Source organism: Streptomyces sp. NPDC041129, assembly GCF_055592265.1.
Genome location: NZ_JBVIYV010000002.1, coordinates 338,456 through 355,589, shown reverse-complemented (window position 1 = coordinate 355,589; position 17,134 = coordinate 338,456). Strand labels below are relative to the sequence as shown.

Below are 17,134 nucleotides of genomic sequence, written 5' to 3'. Positions count from 1 at the left end.
CGGAGGAACCGGAGCGGGGCCCGCTCATGTGCACGGCGTCACCGCCGCGGCCGTTCTCAGATGAGGCCGAGACCGCGGACCGCCTCGCGCTCCTCCTCGAGCTCCTTGACGGAGGCCTCGATGCGGGCGCGGGAGAACTCGTTGACGTCCAGGCCCTGGACGATCTCGTACTTGCCGTCCTTGGTGGTGACCGGGAAGGAGGAGATCAGGCCCTCCGGGACGCCGTAGGAGCCGTCCGACGGGATGCCCATGGAGGTCCAGTCGCCCTCGGCGGTGCCGTTGACCCACGTGTGCACGTGGTCGATGGCGGCGTTGGCGGCGGAGGCGGCGGACGAGGCGCCACGGGCCTCGATGATCGCGGCGCCGCGCTTGGCGACGGTCGGGATGAAGTCCTCGGCCAGCCACTTCTCGTCGTTCACGACCTCGGCGGCGTTCTTGCCGGCGACCGTGGCGTGGAAGATGTCCGGGTACTGGGTGGCGGAGTGGTTGCCCCAGATGGTCAGGCGCTTGATGTCGGCGACCGTCGAGCCCGTCTTCTTCGCGAGCTGGGTCAGCGCGCGGTTGTGGTCGAGGCGGGTCATCGCGGTGAAGCGCTCGGCCGGTACGTCCGGCGCGGCGGCCTGGGCGATCAGCGCGTTGGTGTTGGCCGGGTTGCCGACGACCAGGACCTTGATGTCGTCCGCGGCATGGTCGTTGATGGCCTTGCCCTGCGGCTTGAAGATGCCGCCGTTGGCCTCGAGCAGGTCGCCGCGCTCCATGCCCTTGGTGCGGGGGCGGGCGCCGACGAGCAGGGCCACGTTGGCACCGTCGAAGGCGACGTTCGGGTCGTCGCTGATCTCGATGCCCTGAAGGAGCGGGAAGGCGCAGTCGTCCAGCTCCATGGCCGTGCCCTCGGCGGCCTTCAGCGCCGGCGTGATCTCCAGGAGGCGCAGCTTGACCGGCACGTCCGCGCCGAGCAGCTGGCCGGAGGCGATGCGGAAGAGCAGGGCGTAACCGATCTGGCCGGCCGCGCCGGTGACGGTGACGTTCACGGGAGTGCGGGTCATGGCGTTCTCCGTATGACAGCTGGCGGTGGGGCGGCACGGCCCCGGATGATCGATCTCTTGGCGTCAAGAGAATCCAGCGGTCAGGCTATCGCGCATCCGCCATGCGAGACGTCCGGGGCCCTGTGGCCCAGCCCACAAGTCGTGCCGCCGGGTCGCGGGAGCGGGTCACGGGGGGCGCGGGGCGGCGGCCGCCCGTCCGGGAGAGGGGACGGGGGCGGCCGCCGGTGGGGGTACCGGACTGCCGGACTCCCGTGGGGGTACGGTTCGCGTGCCCAGGTTCCCGGGGCTCATGCGCCCCGCCCGGGAAATCCACCCGAACGGGCCCTTCCGCTTACCTCCCGCCCGCCGGCCCCGCTTCCGTCCCGCCCGCCGGACCGCCGCTTCGCGCAGCCGCTACTTCGTGCAGCCCGTCTGCCCGGAGGCGAGGGTCGCGCAGGCCTCGGCCTCGGTCGTGTCCTTCACGGCGACCATCGGCGTGTAGGCGATGGTGTCCCCGGCGGTGGTGATGTCGCCCTTCTGGCGCGCCTTGCCGGCCGAGACCTGGACCTGGTCGCCCTGGACGCCGCCGGTTATCCGCCCCCAGGCCGCGCCGCAGGTCCGGCTGTAGCGGACCTCGAGGGTGGTGGTGCCGACGGTGGCCGTCTTCGCGGTGGTCACCAGGCTGCCGCTGCAGCCCATCGCCTCCGCGTCCTTGCCGGTGCAGGCCGAGCCGGCGCACTTGACCCCGGCGGGCAGGCTGGGGCGGGTGCTGGCGGTCGGGGAGGGCGACTTCGTGGCGCTCTCGCCCTTGGCGCCGCCCCGGTGCGTGAGCAGGGACACGGCCGCGACGACGACGAGGACGACGCCGGCACCCGCGAGGAACATCGTCAGCCGCCGCTTGCCGCCGGACCCGTTGGCGGAACGATTGCCCGCGGGGCTCGGCGGCTGCTGCCCGCCGTACGGGGGCGGCGCAACCGGCGGCTGGCCCGCGCCGTCCGGCGTGGGCACGGGACGCGTACCCGGGCGGCCGCTCGCCCGCGACGGGCCCTCGTAGCCCGCCAGACCCCAGGAGTTGACCTCGGGGGCCGGGCCGTGGCCCGCCCGCTCGCGGTCGTCGGCGTCGGACGCCGTCGGCTGGGCCGGAACCCGCGGCGGCGTGCCGGCGGGGGCGGCGGCACCCGGGACCGCGGTGGTGCCGGCGCCCCGGTGGGCCGTCCGCGTACCGCCCGCCCCCTGGGCCTCCGCCTCGGCCGCCCCGAACTCCCCGAGCGCGGCGCGTGCCTGGGAGATACGAATCTGCTCCATGGTCCGGTCGTGCCGCATCTCCGCACGGCTCCAGGCCCGCTCGGCCAGCTCCCACATCGTGGTGAGGTGGACCGGGTGGGTGCCGGTGACCTCGGCGAGCGCCACGATCGCGCCCTTGGGCGCGAGGAGCCGGCCGCCCAGATAACGCTCCCAGGACGTCTTGCTGTAGCCGGTCCGGTCCGCCAGCGCCGCGATGCTCAGGCCGCTGCGGTCCACGAGCGCCCGCAACTGGCTCGTGAACTCCTTGATCTGCGGATCCAGCTCGTCCGGCAAGGCTTTCCATCGAGGCATCGTGCTTCCCCCTCTTCCCCCCGGTTGGTGCTGTTGGTTCCCCGCGCCGTTCCCCGCGCGGGGCCCTCGCGCCGGTCCGGTCCGTTCCCGGCGCGACATCGTTCTGGCCTACCCACAGGGATGCGCCGACCAAGGATCCCAGTTCCCGGAGGGGGGGTCGCACGGGAGCACCGGTTCCACCGGCCGGGCACCCGCCTCCACGGAGCCTTCGTAACGTAGCGCCGATTCACCGGGACAGCGACACGGCCCGCCCACATGTGGCAGTGCGCGGACACCGTAGCGGAACGGTCACTTCCGTGCCACAGCGTGCGGACAGCCGTTGAACTGGCCGTTCACGGCAGGGAAGGCTTACGTCCTGACGGCGGTCCGTCCTTGCTCGGGGGAGGGGACGGGCCGCCGTTCCACGGCGCCGGCCGCCGGGCGGCCCGTCAAGGGCCCCGCCGGTGGCACTACTTGGTCAGCGTGAAGTGCAGTACGTCCTTGAGGAACGGAATGCTCAGCCAGGGGTTGGGCTGGACCGTCATCGCCAGCAGCACGATCGCGAGACCCAGGACGCCGTAGGTGACGATGTCCGTGAACCGCGAGCGGACGGCGAGCATGCCGACGCTCGGCAGCGCCCAGCGCAGGGCGGCGCCGGCCAGCAGGGCGGCGCCGATCAGCAGGGTGCCGTAGCGGAACACGTCGAGCGCGGTCAGCAGCAGGCCGAGCGCGACGGTGGACAGCACGACGAGCATCGGCCACTGCCGGGCGGGCGCCGGGGCGTCGCCCGGGGCGGCCCGGCCGCCGCCCTCGGGGCGCGCGGTGTCCCTGGTGAACAGCGGGAAGCGGCGCGTGACGCGCCGCGGGCGCCCCTCGGCGTCGGGGGCGCTGATCGCGTCGCGAGCCGTCGGCCCGGCCACCGTGCGGTCGTCCTCAGCCGGCACTGCGCTCCGCCGCCTCGACCACGTTGACCAGCAGCTGCGCCCGGGTCATGGGGCCCACACCGCCCGGGTTCGGGGAGATCCAGGCGGCCACCCCGGTCACGTCCGGGTGGACGTCTCCGACGATCTTGCCCTCGGCGTTGCGCGAGACGCCGACGTCCAGCACGGCCGCGCCCGGCTTGACGTCCTCGGCGCGGATCAGGTGCGGGAAGCCGGCCGCCGCGATGATGATGTCGGCCCGCTTGAGGTGGGCGGACAGATCACGGGTGCCGGTGTGGCACTGGGTCACGGTGGCGTTCTCGCTGCGCCGGGTGAGCAGCAGCGGCATCGGGCGGCCGATGGTGACGCCGCGGCCGACGACCACGACCTCGGCGCCCTTGATCTCGACGCCGTGGGCCCGCAGCAGGCTGATGATGCCGTTGGGGGTGCAGGGCAGCGGCGCCGGCTCGTTCAGCACGAGACGGCCGAGGTTCATCGGGTGCAGGCCGTCGGCGTCCTTGGCCGGGTCCATCAGCTCCAGGACGCGGTTCTCGTCGATGCCCTTGGGCAGCGGGAGTTGCACGATGTAGCCGGTGCAGGCCGGGTCCTCGTTCAGCTCCCGGACGACCGCCTCGATCTCCTCCTGGGTGGCCGTGGCGGGCAGCTCGCGCTGGATGGAGGCGATGCCGACCTGGGCGCAGTCGCGGTGCTTGCCGGCGACGTACTTCTGGCTGCCGGGGTCCTCCCCGACCAGGATCGTGCCGAGGCCGGGCGTGACGCCCCTCTCCTTCAGCGCCGCCACGCGGACGGTCAGATCGGACTTGATCGCGGCTGCGGTGGCCTTGCCATCGAGAATCTGGGCGGTCATGCACCCATCCTCGCGGATGACCGGCTCCCGGATCCAATCCGGGTCCCCGCCGTCCGGCACCTGGGACGGCTCCTGGTGCCGGTCCCGGATGTCCGGACATGATCGACGATGTTGCACTTGCACAACGCATCGCGAATCCGGCTGGACAAGAACTCGTCTCCCCGACGACGATGAACGGCGCAGTATCGCGGTCCGGTTGGGGGGCAAAACCGCTCAGATCCTGACGTACCTCCGTTCCTTCCGCGTCGTCCCCGCAGATTCAACGGAGGAAATCCGCCATGAGTTTCGGCTCGCCCAACCCCTATGGTCAGCCGCAGGACCCGCAGCAGGGTTACGGTCAACCGCAGCAGCCCGGGTACCCGCAGGCTCCGCAGGGCGTGCCGCCGCAGCAGGGCTACGGCTACCCCCAGCAGCCCGGTTACCCGCAGGCTCCGCAGGGTGTCCCGCCGCAGCAGGGCTACGGCTACCCCCAGCAGCCGGGTTACCCGGGTTACCCCCAGCAGGGCGGGTACGGGATGCAGCCGCAGTACGCGAACTGGGGTCAGCGGTTCCTCAGCAGGCTGCTCGACACGCTGCTGTACGCGGTGCCGTACGCCGTCATGCTCGCGGGCAAGAACACCCCGGTCCTGGCGATCATCGGCTTCCTCGGCCTGGCCGGCCTGTTCGTCTGGCAGGTGATACAGGAGGGCAGGACCGGCCAGACCGTCGGCAAGAAGGCGGTCGGCATCCGCACGCTCAAGGAGGAGACCGGCCAGCCGCTCGGCGGCGGCATGGCGTTCGTGCGCCAGCTCGCCCACATCCTGGACGGCCTGCCCTGCTACCTCGGCTACCTCTGGCCCGCGTGGGACGCCAAGAGCCAGACGTTCTCCGACAAGGTCTGCGGCTCGGTCGTGATCCGCGTCAAGTGAGCTGAGGCCCCGAACGCCGAAGCGGCCTCCGGCCCCCACCAAGGGGGGCCGGAGGCCGCTTCGGCGTTCGCCCCGCGGGCTCAGTGGAAGAAGTGGCGCGTACCGGTGAAGTACATGGTCACGCCCGCCTTCTTGGCCGCCTCCACGACCTGCTCGTCACGGATCGAGCCGCCCGGCTGGACGATCGCCCGGACACCGGCGCCGATGAGGATCTCGGGGCCGTCGGGGAAGGGGAAGAAGGCGTCGGAGGCCGCGTAGGCGCCGCGGGCCCGCTCCTCGCCGGCCCGCTCGACCGCCAGCTTGCAGGAGTCGACGCGGTTGACCTGGCCCATGCCGACGCCGACCGAGGCGCCGTCCCTGGCGAGCAGGATCGCGTTGGACTTCACCGCGCGGCAGGCCTTCCAGGCGAAGGCCAGCTCGGCCAGCTCGGCCTCGCCCAGGGCCTCGCCGCTGGCGAGCGTCCAGTTGGCCGGGTCGTCGCCCTCGGCCTGCAGCCGGTCGGTCACCTGCAGCAGCACGCCGCCGTCGACCGCCTTGACCTCGACCGGGTCGGCCGGGCCGTTCGGGGCCTTCAGGACCCGGATGTTCTTCTTCTTGGCGAGGGCCTCCAGGGCCCCCTCCTCGTACCCGGGCGCGACGATGACCTCGGTGAAGATCTCCGCGACCTGCTCGGCCATCTCCTTGCTGACCGGGCGGTTCACGGCGATGACGCCGCCGTACGCGGAGACCGGGTCGCAGGCGTGCGCCTTGCGGTGCGCCTCGGCGACGTCCGCGCCGACCGCGATGCCGCAGGGGTTGGCGTGCTTGATGATCGCGACGCAGGGCTCGTCGTGGTCGTACGCGGCACGGCGGGCGGCGTCCGTGTCCGTGTAGTTGTTGTACGACATCTCCTTGCCGTGGAGCTGCTCGGCCTGCGCGAGGCCGGCGCCGCCGGCCTCGACGTAGAGGGCGGCCGGCTGGTGCGGGTTCTCGCCGTAGCGCAGGGTGTGCGCGCGCTCCCAGGTCGCGCCGAGGAAGTCCGGGAACGACGACTCGTCGACGGGGGCGTAGGAGGAGGCGAACCAGGAGGCGACGGCCACGTCGTAGGCGGCCGTGTGCTGGAAGGCCTCGGCGGCGAGCCGCTTGCGGGTGGCGAGGTCGAAGCCGCCGGCCGCCGCGGCGGCGAGGACGTCGGCGTACCGCTCCGGGCTGGTCACCACGGCCACCGACGGGTGGTTCTTGGCGGCGGCGCGGACCATCGACGGGCCGCCGATGTCGATCTGCTCCACGCACTCGTCGTCCGAGGCACCTGAGGCGACGGTCTCGCGGAAGGGGTAGAGGTTGACGACGACCAGGTCGAACGGCTCCACGCCCAGCTCGGCGAGCTGCTCGCGGTGGCTGTCCAGCCGCAGGTCGGCGAGGATGCCCGCGTGCACCCTGGGGTGCAGCGTCTTGACCCGGCCGTCCAGGCACTCGGGGAACCCGGTCAGCTCCTCGACCTTGGTGACGGGGACACCGGCGGCGGCGATTCGGCCGGCCGTGGAGCCGGTGGAGACCAGCTCGACACCGGCCTCGTGCAGGCCGCGCGCGAGGTCTTCCAGGCCGGTCTTGTCGTAGACGCTGACGAGCGCCCGGCGAATGGGCCGCTTGGTGCTCTCGGCGGTGGCGGTCACTGGATAACTACCTTTCGTCCCTCAATGCGATAGCCGTTGCGGGCGAGCCGCCCCACGACCTCGACGAGCAGCCTTCGCTCGACTTCCTTGATGCGCTCGTGCAGCGCGCTCTCGTCGTCCTCGTCCCGGACCTCGACCACGCCCTGGGCGATGATCGGCCCGGTGTCGACGCCGTCGTCGACGAAGTGGACGGTGCAGCCGGTGACCCTGGCGCCGTACGCGAGTGCGTCGCGCACGCCGTGGGCCCCGGGAAAACTGGGCAGCAGGGCCGGGTGGGTGTTGACGAACCGCCCGCCGAACCGCGTGAGGAACTCCTTGCCGACGATCTTCATGAAGCCGGCGGAGACCACGAGGTCGGGCCGGTGCGCGGCCACGGCCTCGGCGAGGGCCGCGTCCCACCCCTCCCTGGTCGCGTGGTCCTTCACCCGGCACACGAAGGTCGGCAGTCCGGCCCGCTCGGCGCGGGCGAGCCCCTCGACACCGGCGCGGTCGGCCCCGACGGCGACGATCCGCGCGCCGTACTCCTCGGCTCCGGTGCGCTCGATCTCGTCCAGGAGCGCCTGGAGGTTGGTGCCGGATCCGGAGACCAGCACGACGAGGCGCTTGACCGCTCGGCCAGCGGGGGTGGCGGCCACGGCGGGGCCCTTTCTCGGTGAGCGACATGTCCGGCCGGCGGTTTGTACGTTCGTACCAATGCTTCGCGCCCCGGGATACGGGGAAGTCTACGAAGCGGCCGACCGTCAGCAACGATACCGGCACTCCGGAAGGCCCCCTCGGGACGGGGGCGTGGCCGGAAGGTAGCGTTCGGAGGGAATCACGAAGGAGCAGCCCCGGGAACGCGGTCGCCATGCGGCGCGTTCACGGGGTGGAAGCTCAACGCGGACAGCCGCGCTCACCTAGGGGAAGACGCTCTTCTGATGCCCGATCGCAGCCTGCGACTCCTCACGTTCCCGCCCCTCGGGGCCCAGCGAGGCGAGCGTGCCGGCGTGCTGCTCCGGGAGCGGCCGGCCTCGCCGCCCGAGGCACCGTCGGGCGGCCGGGACGGCGACGGGCAGGGTGGCGAGCGGAAGGACGACAACCCGTTCGCGCCACCGCCGGAGGGCACCCCGGACCAGCCGTGGCGGCCACGTCACCCCGAGGGTTCCCCGGGCCCGCAGGACGAGCCCCCGTGGGGCAGCCAGTGGAGCGACCGCCAGCCCGGCCGCTCCGCCGGCGGCTTCGGTGAGCGTCCCGGCAGCCGGCCCGAGGGCCCCGGACCGGGCGGCCCTACCGGCCCCGGCACGCGCTGGGACCCGGCGGACCCGGCCCAGCGCCGCGCGCGCTACGCACTGCTGTCCGGCATGTGGGCCGTCTTCTTCGCGCTGTTCAGCTGGCCGTACGTGGCGCTGCTGCTGGGCGCGCTGGCCGTGTACTGGGGCATCAGCGCCCTGCGCGCCAAGCCCCGCAACCCGGGCCCGGACACCCCCGCCCCGGCGCCGGGCGCCCGCCCGCAGACCACGGCTGCGATCAGCGGCCTGGTCACGGCCGGCCTGGCCCTGCTCCTGGTGGGCGCGACCTTCACGGTCCAGCTCGTCTACAGCGACTACTACACCTGTGTCAGCGACGCCCTGACCCACCAGGCCAAGCAGTCCTGCGAGCAGCACCTGCCGAAGGAGCTGCGCGGGGTGCTCGGGGTCGGCGACGGCTGAGGCGCTCTTCGCGGTGCGGTACGCGGCTACGCGTCGGCCGGCGGCTCGGAGGGGCCGGGGGCGTCCGTCGGGTCCGCCGGATGCGGCAGGGGTGGCCGGGCGGGCAGGGTGGGTGTCCCGGCGTCCGGTGCCGAGGCCGGGTCGGGCCCGTCGTCCTGAGCGGACGGGTCGGCGGGAGCCGGGCCGCCGGTGGGCCGAGGCGAGTCCGTAGCCGGTGACGGGGGCGGCAGGGGGGGCTGTTCCTGGGCCTTCGGGGGCGCGGCGGCCGCGCGCAGGGCTTCCCAGCGGGAGGCCCGGGAGAGGTCGTCGTGCTGCCAGGCCGGGGGGTACGGGTCTCCGGTGGGCAGGAAGTCGTACAGCTCGTCCTCGAGCTGCCCCCCACCCTGCACCTTCGTCGTCCGCACGGCCTGCCCGGTCCTCCCCGGCTTCGGCGCCGCCTCCTCGGCGCCCTCTCGGGCGGCGGTCCCGGGTGCCGTCAACCCGGCCCCCGTGTCCTTCACCGCCCGCCCGGCCGGTTCCGCGTCCCGCGCCGGGCCCCTCCACAGCCGCCAGGCCCGCGAGGTCAGCGTCACCGGCAGACCGGTCACCGTGATCCACAGCGCGGCCACCGGACCGCTCTGCCACCACACCGGGCCGAAGTCCGCCAGCGCGGCCACGCCCAGGCGGCCGCCGGACAGCGCGGCGAGGAGCGCCACGGACGCCCCGCACAGCAGCGCCGCCAGGACCAGCGCCGCGGCCGTCCGCACGGCGGACCAGGGTGCCGCCCGCCGCCCGGTCTCCCCGGCCCCCGCGCCTCCCCGCACGCCGGCGGCCGCCCGCGCCAGGAACCAGGCCACCGTCACCCCGGCCGCCACCGGCACCAGACCCGCGGCCCAGTTCAGCCGGGTCCCGGGGCCCGCGTCCGGCACCGCCGCGAGCAGCGGGAACGGGGGCAGGAGCGGGGCGGGGCCGGAGGCGAAGGGGTGCACCAGGTGCCCGGTGCCCAGGACGAAACCGGGGCCGAGGGCGTAGGACGCCGACCACACCGCGGCGTTCGGGATCAGCGCGACACCGAGCAGCAGCACGGCGAACCGGCCGGTCCAGCCCGCCGTGAGCTGGAGGAACGACGCGCGCGCCACATCGCCGTGCAGCACCAGCGACACCCCGAGCAGCAGCGCCCCGCCCCCGACGAGCACCGCCGTCCCGGCCGCGGCGGCCCGTACCGCCGCGGCCAGCCGGGCCCACGCGTCCGGCCCGGTCAGCAGCCGCCGCACCGGGCCGGGCAGCCGGGGCAGCAGGGCGCGCAGGGGCCCGCGCGGGCAGCCGTGCGCCGTCCACACCCCGGCCGCCGCGGGCACCGCGGCGGCCAGCGGCAGGCACACCGTCACCCAGCCCCACTGGGGTCGCAGTGCGCCGCCGGAGCAGTACAGCGCGGCGGCGCCGCCGACGCCGAGGTAGCCGAGGACCACGCCCGTCCACGCCGTACGCGCCGGGACGGGTGGCGGCCCGTCGGGCTCGGGGGAGGCGTCGGTGGCGTCCCGCGCCGCCCGGTACACGAGCCACACCGGCAGCGCGAGGAGGAGCAGCGGGGTCACGCCCACCGGTTGGGGCGCGCCGGACAGCGTGTCGGTGCGGACCAGCTCGACGCCGTGTCCCAGCAGCCACAGCGCGGCGGCGACGTGCAGAGCGCCGTCCGGTCCGCTGTCGGGGTACGGCGAGCTGATCCACAGCCCCAGCACGAGGACGGCGAGGGAGCCGAGCCCGAGCGCGGCGGCGACCGCGCCGCCCAGCAGGCCGGCGCCCAGTCCGGGCGATCGGTCGCGCATTCCGTGCAGCAGGGGCGGCAACGACGGTCGGCGATCGGTCATCAGGGTCACGCCCGCCATGCTCCCAACGACACGCGCTTTCCCGTCGTAACAGCAGAACCTCCGATGTGTCGCTCAATATATGTTTATGTACTTTTTCGGCCGAAGGAGTGTTCTGTGACGGAAAGCCCGGCCAGCCAGTTGCCACCACCGAAGGAACGCCGACGCCTGCGGGAGGCCGCGGCGCTGACCCAGGCTCAGGTCGCCGCGCGGATCGGCGTCGGCCGTGCCACGGTCCGCGCCTGGGAGCGCGGCCGCGGCACTCCCGGCGGCCGTGAGGGCGAGGCGTACGCCCGTCTGCTGGCCGACCTCGCCGAAGCCGCGGCCGGCCGGACGGACCCGGGCGGCCGGGCGGGGTCACCGCCCGCGCTGACGCCCGCTCAGGCCTTCGACGCGCTGTACGCGTTCTGTGCTCCCGCCCTCGTCCGGCAGACCTACCTGCTCGCCGGTCGCCGCGAACTGGCCCGGGAGGCCGTGGAGCACGCCTTCCAGGTCGCCTGGCAGCGCTGGCCGGAAGTGGCCCAGGACCGGGACCCGGCGGGCTGGGTGCGGGCGGTGGCGTACGAGTGGGCCCTCTCCCCCTGGCACCGCTTCCGCCCCCGTTACCGCTCCCCCGAACCCCCGCCCGCCGACCCCGCCGACCGCGCGCTGCTGAACGCCCTGCTCGAGCTGCCGCCCTCCTACCGGCGCACCCTCGTGCTGTACGACGGCGTCGGCCTCGACCTGCCGGAGACGGCGGCGGAGACGGAGGCCAGCACGCCCGCCACGGCCGGCCGGCTGACCCGCGCCCGGGAGGCCGTGGCCGCGCAGGTCCCGCACCTGGCCGACCCCGCCGCACTGCACCGGCGGCTGGCCGAGCTCGCCTCCACGGAGCGGCTGCAGCCACCGAGACCGACGACGGTGCGGACGACCGGTGAACGCCGGAACGTGTTCTGGACGCGCGCGGCCATCGCCTTCACGGTCGCGATCATCGGCTCCACGGCACTGACCCTGCGCACGGCACCGACCCACTACGAGCCGCCCATCTCCCCCGCCCAGGCGGTGCAGGGGGTGCCGCCACCGGCCGCCATGGGCCCCCTGTCCCGCGCGGAACAGGCCCTGCGCGACAAACTCCGCCGCTCGCAGACGAGCGGCCCGGAACGTCTGACGCCCGTGGCTCGCTGACACCGTCGCGCCCACCGGCATGGCGAGCGAAAAAGCGGTGGGCCCGCCCCCACACGGGGACGGGCCCACCGGCACGCGGCTACGAAGCTCAGGCGCTCAGGATCTCCCGGGCCAGCTTCGCCGTCTCGGTCGGCGTCTTGCCGACCTTGACGCCGGCGGCCTCGAGGGCCTCCTTCTTCGCCTGGGCGGTGCCGGACGAACCGGAGACGATGGCGCCGGCGTGGCCCATGGTCTTGCCCTCGGGCGCGGTGAAGCCCGCGACGTAGCCGACGACCGGCTTGGTCACGTTCTTCGCGATGAACGCGGCCGCGCGCTCCTCGGCGTCGCCACCGATCTCACCGATCATCACGATCAGGTCGGTGTCGGGGTCGTCCTGGAACGCGGCCAGGGCGTCGATGTGGGTGGTGCCGATGATCGGGTCGCCACCGATGCCGACGGCCGTCGAGAAGCCGATGTCACGCAGCTCGTACATCATCTGGTACGTCAGCGTGCCGGACTTCGAGACCAGGCCGATGCGGCCCGGCTTGGTGATGTCGCCCGGGATGATGCCGACGTTCGACTGGCCCGGGGTGATGATGCCGGGGCAGTTCGGGCCGATGATGCGGGTCTTGTTGCCCTTCTTGCCGGCGTACGCCCAGAAGGCGGCCGTGTCGTGCACGGCGATGCCCTCGGTGATCACGACGGCCAGCGGGATCTCGGCGTCGATGGCCTCGACGACCGCGTCCTTGGTGAACTTCTCCGGCACGAAGATGACGGAGACGTTGGCGCCGGTCTTCTCGATGGCTTCCTTTACGGTGCCGAAGACCGGTACCTCGGTGCCTTCGAAGTCCACGGACTGACCCGCCTTGCGCGGGTTCACGCCGCCCACGACGTTGGTGCCGTCACCGAGCATGAGCTTGGTGTGCTTCATGCCGGTGGAGCCGGTCATGCCCTGGACGATGACCTTGCTGTCCTTGTTGAGCCAGATAGCCATGGTGTGTTGTGTCCTCGTCCTGAGTGCTTACTTGGCGGCGTGGGCCAGCTCGGCGGCCTTGTCGGCCGCGCCGTCCATGGTGTCGACGCGCTGCACCAGCGGGTGGTTGGCGTCGGTGAGGATCTGCCGGCCCAGCTCGGCGTTGTTGCCGTCCAGACGGACGACGAGCGGCTTGCTGACGTTCTCGCCGCGGTCCTCGAGGAGCTTCAGGGCCTGCACGATGCCGTTGGCGACCTCGTCGCAGGCGGTGATGCCGCCGAAGACGTTGACGAAGACCGACTTGACGTCGGGGTCGCCGAGGATGATCTCCAGGCCGTTCGCCATCACCTGGGCGGAGGCGCCACCGCCGATGTCCAGGAAGTTGGCGGGCTTGACGTTGCCGTGCTTCTCACCGGCGTACGCGACGACGTCCAGGGTGCTCATGACGAGACCCGCGCCGTTGCCGATGATGCCGACCTCGCCCTCGAGCTTGACGTAGTTGAGGTTCTTCTCCTTGGCGGCGGCCTCGAGCGGGTTGGCCGCGGCCTTGTCGTGGAGCTCCTCGTACTCGGGGTGGCGGAACTCGGCGTTCTCGTCGAGCGACACCTTGCCGTCGAGGGCGATGACCTCGCCGGAGGCGACCTTCGCCAGGGGGTTGACCTCGACCAGGAGGGCGTCCGACTTGATGAAGGTGTCCCACAGCTTGATCAGGACGTTGACGACCTTGTCCGCGACCTCGGCCGGGAACTTGGCGGCCTCGACGATCTCGCGGGCCTTGGCCTCGTCCACGCCGTCGATGGCGTCGATCGCGATCTTGGCGACGGCCTCCGGGCGGGTGGCCGCGACCTCCTCGATCTCCATGCCGCCCTCGACGGAGGCGATGGAGAGGAAGGTGCGGTTGGCACGGTCGAGGAGGAAGGAGACGTAGTACTCCTCGACGATCTCCGGAGCCGTCTCGGCGATCATGACCTTGTGGACCGTGTGGCCCTTGATGTCCATGCCGAGAATGTCCGTCGCCCGGGCGACGGCCTCGTCCGCGGAGGCGGCCAGCTTGACGCCACCGGCCTTGCCGCGACCACCGACCTTCACCTGCGCCTTGACGACGGACTTGCCGCCCAGCCGCTCGGTGATCTCGCGCGCCGCCTCAGGCGTGTCGATGACTTCACCGGCCAGCACCGGTACATCGTGCTTGGCGAAGAGGTCCCTCGCCTGGTACTCGAACAGGTCCACGCGCTTCCGTCCCTATCAGTGATCTCGCGGTTCGTTGGATGCGTGGGCGTGCCGCGAAGGGCAACGTGACGTCCGCTTGTCACTAGGGGGGCGCACACGGTGTCCGAGCGCGCGGCATGTCCGTCTCGCAGGTTATCGCCGCTTGCCGGGGGTCCCTAAATCGAGGGTCACACCTCAGCGGTGATACCTGTCACATGATGCCGGTTTTGCTGGCACGGCGTGCCGACGATGGGGGGATGTGCGCGGCCTCACCGGGCCGGGGTGAACCCGGTGAGGCCCCCGAACGGGCCGCTTGGGCCCTGGACGGGTGACCCCCACCCCAATGGGAACCACCCGCCCCGTGCCGCGGAGGGCCGGCCGGACGGGCCGACGGGATTCGGCCGTTCGGGTCCGGTCCGCTCCGCGGAGTCGTTCGCGGACCGTCAGGCCCGCACGCCGTACTGGTCCGTCAGGCCGTGCGCATACCCCGGAGTGACGGTCTCAGCGGCCTGCACGGCACCGTCCACGGCGTGGGCGGCCAGCGGCCCGGCGGTGACCCGCGCGGTCCAGCCGAGGTCCTGGGCGAAGGGGCCCGCCTGCCGCGTGACGGGGCCGGTCGCGCCGACGACGCCGTCCGCGAACGGCACCGCCTCGCCGGCCACGCCGTACGCCAGCCCGCTCGCGCTGCCGCCGACACCGTCCACGACCGGCCGTACCGTCCCGGTGACCTGGTCTACGACCGGCCGCACGGACCCGGTGACTGCGGCCGCGAACGGCGGGACCTGACCGGTCACGCCCTGCGCGAAGGCGCCCGCCTGCCCGGTCACCTGCTGGGCGGCCGGCGGTACGGCGCCCACGACACCGGCCGCGAAGGGCGCCACGGCACCGGTCACTCCGTACGCGAGCGTCCCCGCGTCCGTGACGGCCTGCCCGGCGACCGGCACGACGCCGTGCACGGCGGCCCCGGCGACCGGCGGCAGCACGGCGTCCACGGTGTCGTGGACGACCTCGCCGGCCAGCCCGGTGGCGTACGGCGGCACGCCTTCGACGGCACCGCCGGCGACGGGGAGCACATCGGCCAGGCCACCGGTGGCGGTGCGGTCCGCTCCGGCGACGGCGGACCAGGCGGCACCGTGCACGCCGCCCACCGCGCCCGAGGCGGTGCCGTCGACGCCGGTCACGGCACCGCCGGTGACGCCGTGCACGTCGGCCGTGGCGTCTGCGGCGAGTCCGGGTACGTGCGCCACGGCGTCCGCGGCGGTGCCCCCGACGCCGGCGACCGCGTACCCGGCGGTGGGCAGTACGCCCGAGACCGCGCCCGTGGCGGTGCCCTGGACGCCCGTCACCGCGCCCCAGGCGGTGCCGTGCACGCCCTCGGCCGCGTGCCCGGCGGCCGGTACGACCCCCGCCACGGCCTGTCCGGCGACCGGCAGCACGCCGTCCACGGCGGCGGTGGCCACCGGCGGGACCGCGGCGGCGGTCGTCTCGTCCACGACCGGGGCGGCCGTGCCCGGCACCGCCCCCACGGTGCCCGCGACCCGCCGCTGGGCACCGGCGACCGTCCCGGTGACGTGCGCGGGCACGCCGGCGACGGTGGTCTCGGCCCTCAGACGGGCGTCCGACGTCGTGGTCCGGAGCCCGGTCCGGGCGGCGGCCAGCGCCTCCTCCACCTCGGGGGCGAAGGAGGAGAGCGGGCCGAAGAGGTAGTCGATCTCGCCCTGGGGGCGGGGGGCCGAGAGGGGGGTGACCACCTCGGTCACCCTGGCGGCCCGCGCGGTGGTCCCACCGAGGAGCCCGTCGCCCGCCTGCCTCAGGTGCTGCGGGTGCTGTGCGGCCCGCGCGTGCGCCTCGGCCCCGGGCCGGCCGGCACGGGCGGCCTGCGCGCCCTCGACGGCCTGGTCGCCCTTGATCCGCTCGGCGGCCGGGGTGCTGGTGGCGGCGTGGTGGCGGGCCCGGTCGGCGGTGCCGGTGGCGGTCCCGGCCGGCCCCCGCGCCCCCGCCGCCGTGCCCGGGGCGGTGTCGGTGGCCGTGTCCGTCAGCCGGGAGACGGTGCCGGTGACGCCGGTGGCGCCGGCGACATCGGTGACGTCGGTGAGGACACCGTCGACCGTGTCGGTGAGCGTGCCGGTCAGGGTGCCGGTGCTGCTTCCGGTGTCCGGTACGGAGACCGAGGGGGAGGACAGTTCGTCGGCGCTGGCGGCGGCCGAGCCCAGGGCCCAGGCGCCGGTGACACCGGCGGCGATCACGATGGAGCGGCGGATGTTCTTGTTCATTGCGTGCGTCAGTCCTTCGGAAACGGCTAGGGGTTCCGTCCGGGGTTCGCCGAGGGGATCGGGAAAGGGGGCCCGGACGGGCGGGCAGACCTGTTGCGCCCCGCGCGACAGGTCGGTGGCGGGGAGGTCGGCCTCTGGGCCTAGCCGGGGAAGAGAGGGATGTCCCGGTGCCGTTCCCGGGTCCCTGGCGCGTCGACGCGCGCGGTGGAGCCGGGCAGCAGCCGCAGGGGCGCCCGGCCGTCGAGGGCGATGGCGTGCGCGTCGCCGTGCCGGGACGCGGTGCCGTCGGCCGCCTGCTTGCCGAGGGCGCCGTCCGGGTCTCCGGGCGGCGTGGGCTGCTGGGCGGGGGCGGTGACACGGCCGGCCGGGGTGCGCACCGGGGCCTGCGCGGTGGCGGGCACGGCGTCAGGTCCGTACGTGGCCGCCGACGGGCGCGCGGTGGCCGCGGCTCGGTCGCCGGTGTCCTTGGCGTTCCCGGCGCCGGGCCGGTCGTCCTGTCCGGCGGCCGGTGCCGCACCGACGTGCCGGTCGGGCCGGGGTTCGGGGGTGACCGGCGCGGGCGACCGGTGCTCGGGCAGCCGCTCGGAGACTCCGGGGAGTTCCGGCACCGGCAGGGAGGACGGTCCGGGCAGCGCCGTGGCCCGTGTCTTGTCGAGGGTGCCGGCCGTCTCGCGCACGACGGTGCGCACGGGGGTGACGACGCGTTCGGTGACCGCCTCCGCCGAGGTGACGGCCCGTTCGACGACGGCGCCGTCGGTGACCCCTCGCACGGAGGTGACGACCCGTTCGGTGGCGGTTCCCGTCCGCGTGGTCGACGCGTCCTCGTGCCCGGTCCGCGGCAGTACCGAACTCACCGGGGTCGCGGGCGTGCCCTCGGCCGCGTGGGCCTGCTCCCCGCAGAGGAAGCCGAGTGCGAGCAGTCCGCCGAGCAGCAGCGCCAGTTGGAGCGCACGCCGCCCGGCCGTGGCACGCAGCGCGCGCACAGCCGTCCCGAACGGAGCTGCTGTCAGGGTCAAGAGGCGAGAGCTTCCTCGGGTCGGTGGGGAGAAGGCGGCG

At 73.9% G+C, this 17,134-nt stretch carries 14 protein-coding genes; 3 read left to right on the top strand and 11 right to left on the bottom strand.

Features of this window, described 5'->3' with window-relative positions; genetic code table 11:
* Nucleotides 1-56: 56 nt before the first annotated feature.
* From ACZ6B1_RS09840 to ACZ6B1_RS09825, 4 genes are all read right to left on the bottom strand, one after another.
* On the bottom strand, nt 57-1,046 hold the full coding sequence (locus ACZ6B1_RS09840; RefSeq protein ID WP_468776553.1) for a malate dehydrogenase: 990 nt from the start codon (nt 1,044-1,046) through the stop codon (nt 57-59).
* Between the two features lie 393 nt (nt 1,047-1,439).
* A complete protein-coding gene (locus ACZ6B1_RS09835) occupies nt 1,440-2,621 on the bottom strand; it encodes a helix-turn-helix domain-containing protein (protein WP_468776551.1) in 1,182 nt (393 codons plus the stop codon).
* Nucleotides 2,622-3,070: 449 nt separating this feature from the next.
* Nucleotides 3,071-3,544 (bottom strand): DUF3017 domain-containing protein, encoded by a 474-nt coding sequence (locus ACZ6B1_RS09830; protein ID WP_468776550.1) that lies wholly within the window; start codon nt 3,542-3,544, stop codon nt 3,071-3,073.
* Complete coding sequence (locus ACZ6B1_RS09825; protein ID WP_468776548.1) at nt 3,534-4,388, bottom strand: bifunctional methylenetetrahydrofolate dehydrogenase/methenyltetrahydrofolate cyclohydrolase; 855 nt, start codon at nt 4,386-4,388, stop codon at nt 3,534-3,536. The genes ACZ6B1_RS09830 and ACZ6B1_RS09825 overlap by 11 nt, the downstream gene beginning before the upstream one ends.
* A 278-nt stretch (nt 4,389-4,666) precedes the next feature.
* On the opposite strand from ACZ6B1_RS09825, the gene ACZ6B1_RS09820 reads away from it, so the two are divergent.
* Complete coding sequence (locus tag ACZ6B1_RS09820) at nt 4,667-5,296, top strand: RDD family protein (RefSeq protein ID WP_468776546.1); 630 nt, start codon at nt 4,667-4,669, stop codon at nt 5,294-5,296.
* Between the two features lie 80 nt (nt 5,297-5,376).
* Here ACZ6B1_RS09820 and purH read toward each other — a convergent pair whose 3' ends face one another.
* Both purH and purN read right to left on the bottom strand, forming a co-directional pair.
* Nucleotides 5,377-6,948 carry a bifunctional phosphoribosylaminoimidazolecarboxamide formyltransferase/IMP cyclohydrolase gene (gene purH, locus ACZ6B1_RS09815; protein WP_468776544.1) on the bottom strand — a complete coding sequence of 524 codons (1,572 nt, stop codon included), beginning with the start codon at nt 6,946-6,948 and terminating at the stop codon, nt 5,377-5,379.
* Nucleotides 6,945-7,583: a phosphoribosylglycinamide formyltransferase gene (gene purN, locus ACZ6B1_RS09810; protein ID WP_468776543.1), complete on the bottom strand. Its 639-nt coding sequence runs from the start codon at nt 7,581-7,583 to the stop codon at nt 6,945-6,947. The genes purH and purN overlap by 4 nt, the downstream gene beginning before the upstream one ends.
* 282 nt (nt 7,584-7,865) lie before the next feature.
* On the opposite strand from purN, the gene ACZ6B1_RS09805 reads away from it, so the two are divergent.
* Nucleotides 7,866-8,636: a hypothetical protein gene (locus ACZ6B1_RS09805; protein ID WP_468776541.1), complete on the top strand. Its 771-nt coding sequence runs from the start codon at nt 7,866-7,868 to the stop codon at nt 8,634-8,636.
* Nucleotides 8,637-8,662: 26 nt separating this feature from the next.
* Here the strand turns inward: ACZ6B1_RS09805 and ACZ6B1_RS09800 are convergent, their stop codons facing one another.
* Nucleotides 8,663-10,501: a cell division protein PerM gene (locus ACZ6B1_RS09800; protein ID WP_468776540.1), complete on the bottom strand. Its 1,839-nt coding sequence runs from the start codon at nt 10,499-10,501 to the stop codon at nt 8,663-8,665.
* 96 nt (nt 10,502-10,597) lie between these two features.
* On the opposite strand from ACZ6B1_RS09800, the gene ACZ6B1_RS09795 reads away from it, so the two are divergent.
* Nucleotides 10,598-11,644: a helix-turn-helix domain-containing protein gene (locus tag ACZ6B1_RS09795; RefSeq protein WP_468776538.1), complete on the top strand. Its 1,047-nt coding sequence runs from the start codon at nt 10,598-10,600 to the stop codon at nt 11,642-11,644.
* 88 nt (nt 11,645-11,732) lie between these two features.
* On the opposite strand, the gene sucD is transcribed toward ACZ6B1_RS09795, so the two are convergent.
* From sucD to ACZ6B1_RS09775, 4 genes are all read right to left on the bottom strand, one after another.
* On the bottom strand, nt 11,733-12,617 hold the full coding sequence (gene sucD, locus ACZ6B1_RS09790; RefSeq protein ID WP_468776536.1) for a succinate--CoA ligase subunit alpha: 885 nt from the start codon (nt 12,615-12,617) through the stop codon (nt 11,733-11,735).
* A 27-nt stretch (nt 12,618-12,644) separates the two neighbouring features.
* On the bottom strand, nt 12,645-13,826 hold the full coding sequence (sucC, locus tag ACZ6B1_RS09785; protein WP_351670291.1) for an ADP-forming succinate--CoA ligase subunit beta: 1,182 nt from the start codon (nt 13,824-13,826) through the stop codon (nt 12,645-12,647).
* A gap of 422 nt (nt 13,827-14,248) precedes the next feature.
* Nucleotides 14,249-16,078 (bottom strand): hypothetical protein, encoded by a 1,830-nt coding sequence (locus tag ACZ6B1_RS09780; RefSeq protein WP_468776534.1) that lies wholly within the window; start codon nt 16,076-16,078, stop codon nt 14,249-14,251.
* A gap of 140 nt (nt 16,079-16,218) precedes the next feature.
* Nucleotides 16,219-17,094, bottom strand: a complete 876-nt coding sequence (locus tag ACZ6B1_RS09775; RefSeq protein ID WP_468776533.1) for a hypothetical protein — start codon at nt 17,092-17,094, stop codon at nt 16,219-16,221.
* Nucleotides 17,095-17,134 lie beyond the last annotated feature (40 nt).